We start from the raw sequence: 3,509 nt of genomic DNA on the forward strand, positions 1-3,509 counted from the left end.
GTGCGAGGCCCTCCCTCAAAGAATGTCCGGCGGCGACCTACTCTCCCACAACCTCCCGGCTGCAGTACCATCGGCGCTGTGGGCCTTAGCTTCCGGGTTCGGAATGGAACCGGGCGTTTCCCCCACGCTATGACCGCCGTAACCCTAACCCCACACCACCACCCTCAACACGGGCAACAGCAGGGAAACCTACGGGTCACACAACAGTGACACTATTCAACTCAAAACACCTCAACCACCCACCAACAAGCAGACAGCCGGTTGCAATCAGACAACCGCACAGTGGACGCGAACACCAACCCATCACCTTGAAGCAAGCAATGGGATAAGAGTGTGTGTAAGTCATCGGCCTATTAGTACTGGTCAGCTTCACGAGTCTTCAGTCCTCGCTTCCACATCCAGCCTATCAACCCAGTGTTCTAGCTGGGGGCCTCACACCCTCAAAGGGGCAAGGAAATCTCATCTCGAAGCCGGCTTCCCGCTTAGATGCTTTCAGCGGTTATCCATCCCGAACGTAGCTAATCAGCCATGCACCTGGCGGTACAACTGACATACCAGAGGTTCGTCCGTCCCGGTCCTCTCGTACTAAGGACAGACCTTCTCAAATTTCCAACGCGCGCAGAGGATAGGGACCGAACTGTCTCACGACGTTCTGAACCCAGCTCGCGTACCGCTTTAATGGGCGAACAGCCCAACCCTTGGGACCTACTCCAGCCCCAGGATGCGACGAGCCGACATCGAGGTGCCAAACCATGCCGTCGATATGGACTCTTGGGCAAGATCAGCCTGTTATCCCCGAGGTACCTTTTATCCGTTGAGCGACGGCCGTTCCACAACGAGCCGCCGGATCACTAGTCCCGACTTTCGTCCCTGCTCGAGCTGCCACTCTCACAGTCAAGCTCCCTTGTGCACTTGCACTCGACACCTGATTGCCAACCAGGCTGAGGGAACCTTTGGGCGCCTCCGTTACATTTTAGGAGGCAACCGCCCCAGTTAAACTACCCATCAGGCACTGTCCCTGACCCGGATCACGGGCCGAAGTTAGATATCCAGAGTGACCAGAGTGGTATTTCAACGGCGACTCCACGAACACTGGCGTGCCCGCTTCACAGTCTCCCACCTATCCTACACAAGCCACACCGAACACCAATACCAAACTATAGTAAAGGTCACGGGGTCTTTCCGTCCTTCTGCGCGTAACGAGCATCTTTACTCGTAATGCAATTTCGCCGAGTTCACGGTTGAGACAGCGGGGAAGTCGTTACTCCATTCGTGCAGGTCGGAACTTACCCGACAAGGAATTTCGCTACCTTAGGATGGTTATAGTTACCACCGCCGTTTACTGGGGCTTAAGTTCTCCGCTTCGCCGAAGCTAACAGGTCCCCTTAACCTTCCAGCACCGGGCAGGAGTCAGTCCATATACATCGTCTTACGACTTCGCATGGACCTGTGTTTTTGATAAACAGTCGCTTCCCCCTGGTCTCTGCGGCCCCGATCCCCTCACACCAGCACGTGGTGCTCAAGGTTGGGGCCCCCCTTCTCCCGAAGTTACGGGGGCATTTTGCCGAGTTCCTTAACCATGATTCTCTCGATCGCCTTAGTATTCTCTACCTGACCACCTGTGTCGGTTTAGGGTACGGGCAGTTTGAACCTCGCGCCGATGCTTTTCTAGGCAGCATAGGATCACCGGATCACCCACCACGTGGGCGCCCATCAGGTCTCAGGCATACAGCCGGCGGATTTACCTACCGGCAGCCCTACACCCTTAGACCAGGTCATTTCCATTGCCCGGCCCGGCTACCTTCCTGCGTCACACCTGTTAATGCGCTTGCCTCCCCGGTTCAGGTCCCGCGCTCCCCACCACCGACCCCGTCAAAGACGGGGTTCGGGATGGTTCGGGCGGTTAGTATCACCGGCTCAACATGGACGGTTCTTCACTGGTACGGGAATATCAACCCGTTGTCCATCGACTACGCCTGTCGGCCTCGCCTTAGGTCCCGACTTACCCAGGGCAGATTAGCTTGACCCTGGAACCCTTAGTCATCCGGCGGACGGGTTTCTCACCCGTCTTTCGCTACTCATGCCTGCATTCTCACTCGTCCACAATCCACCAGAAGTTACCCGCTGGCTTCACCTCGTGAACGACGCTCCCCTACCCATCCAGCAAAACTGAATGCCACGGTTTCGGCGGTGTACTTGAGCCCCGCTACATTGTCGGCGCGGAATCACTTGACCAGTGAGCTATTACGCACTCTTTCAAGGGTGGCTGCTTCTAAGCCAACCTCCTGGTTGTCTCAGCAACTCCACATCCTTTCCCACTTAGCACACGCTTAGGGGCCTTAACCGGTGGTCTGGGCTGTTTCCCTCTCGACTATGAAGCTTATCCCCCACAGTCTCACTGCCACGCTCTCACTTCCCGGCATTCGGAGTTTGGCTGAAGTCAGTAACCTTGTAGGGCCCATCGTCCATCCAGTAGCTCTACCTCCGGGAAGAAACACGTGACGCTGCACCTAAATGCATTTCGGGGAGAACCAGCTATCACGGAGTTTGATTGGCCTTTCACCCCTACCCACAGCTCATCCCCTCCATTTTCAACTGAAGTGGGTTCGGTCCTCCACGCGCTCTTACACGCGCTTCAACCTGGCCATGGGTAGATCACTCCGCTTCGGGTCTAGGACACGCGACTCAATCGCCCTATTCAGACTCGCTTTCGCTACGGCTTCCCCACACGGGTTAACCTCGCCACGTATCACTAACTCGCAGGCTCATTCTTCAAAAGGCACGCTGTCACCCCACAAGGAGGCTCCAACGGTTTGTAGGCACATGGTTTCAGGTACTATTTCACTCCCCTCCCGGGGTACTTTTCACCATTCCCTCACGGTACTGATCCGCTATCGGTCAACAGGTAGTATTCAGGCTTACCAGGTGGTCCTGGCAGATTCACACGGGATTCCTCGGGCCCCGTGCTACTCGGGCAACCCTCCAACAGCGGCGGAACACATTTCGACTACGGGACTCTCACCCTCTACGGTCCAGCATCCACACTGGTTCGTCTATATGCCCGCACCTCACTGCGCCATGCCGGCAGACATGACAAGGAGGGGCCCACAACACCGCACATGCAACCCCTGCCGGGTATCACACACATACGGTTTAGCCCCATCCGCGTTCGCTCGCCACTACTAACGGAATCACTTTTGTTTTCTCTTCCTGTGGGTACTGAGATGTTTCACTTCCCCACGTTCCCTCCACCCGGTCTATGTGTTCAACCGGGGGTCACACGACACGTCGTGCGGGGTTTCCCCATTCGGAAATCCTGGTCTCAACGTCCGGTTATCGACTCCACCAGGCTTATCGCAGATTCCCACGTCCTTCTTCGGCTCCTGTTGCCAAGGCATCCACCATGCGCCCTTGGAAACTTTCACACACAATGAAAGTCCTCAAATGAGCAATATCTAACTAAGATGTCATTCTCGGCATCACCACACCTCACACACCACCCCAGGGGG

Annotated in this window: 2 rRNA genes; both read right to left on the minus strand. The window is 56.1% G+C overall.

From position 1 onward, the window contains the following. Nucleotides 1-24: 24 nt before the first annotated feature. A 5S ribosomal RNA gene (gene rrf, locus J1M39_RS07100) occupies nt 25-141 on the minus strand. A gap of 192 nt (nt 142-333) precedes the next feature. After that, nucleotides 334-3,425 (minus strand): 23S ribosomal RNA (locus J1M39_RS07105). Nucleotides 3,426-3,509 lie beyond the last annotated feature (84 nt).

This window comes from Micrococcus sp. KRD077 (assembly GCF_017168505.1).
GTDB classification, from domain to species: domain Bacteria; phylum Actinomycetota; class Actinomycetes; order Actinomycetales; family Micrococcaceae; genus Micrococcus; species Micrococcus luteus.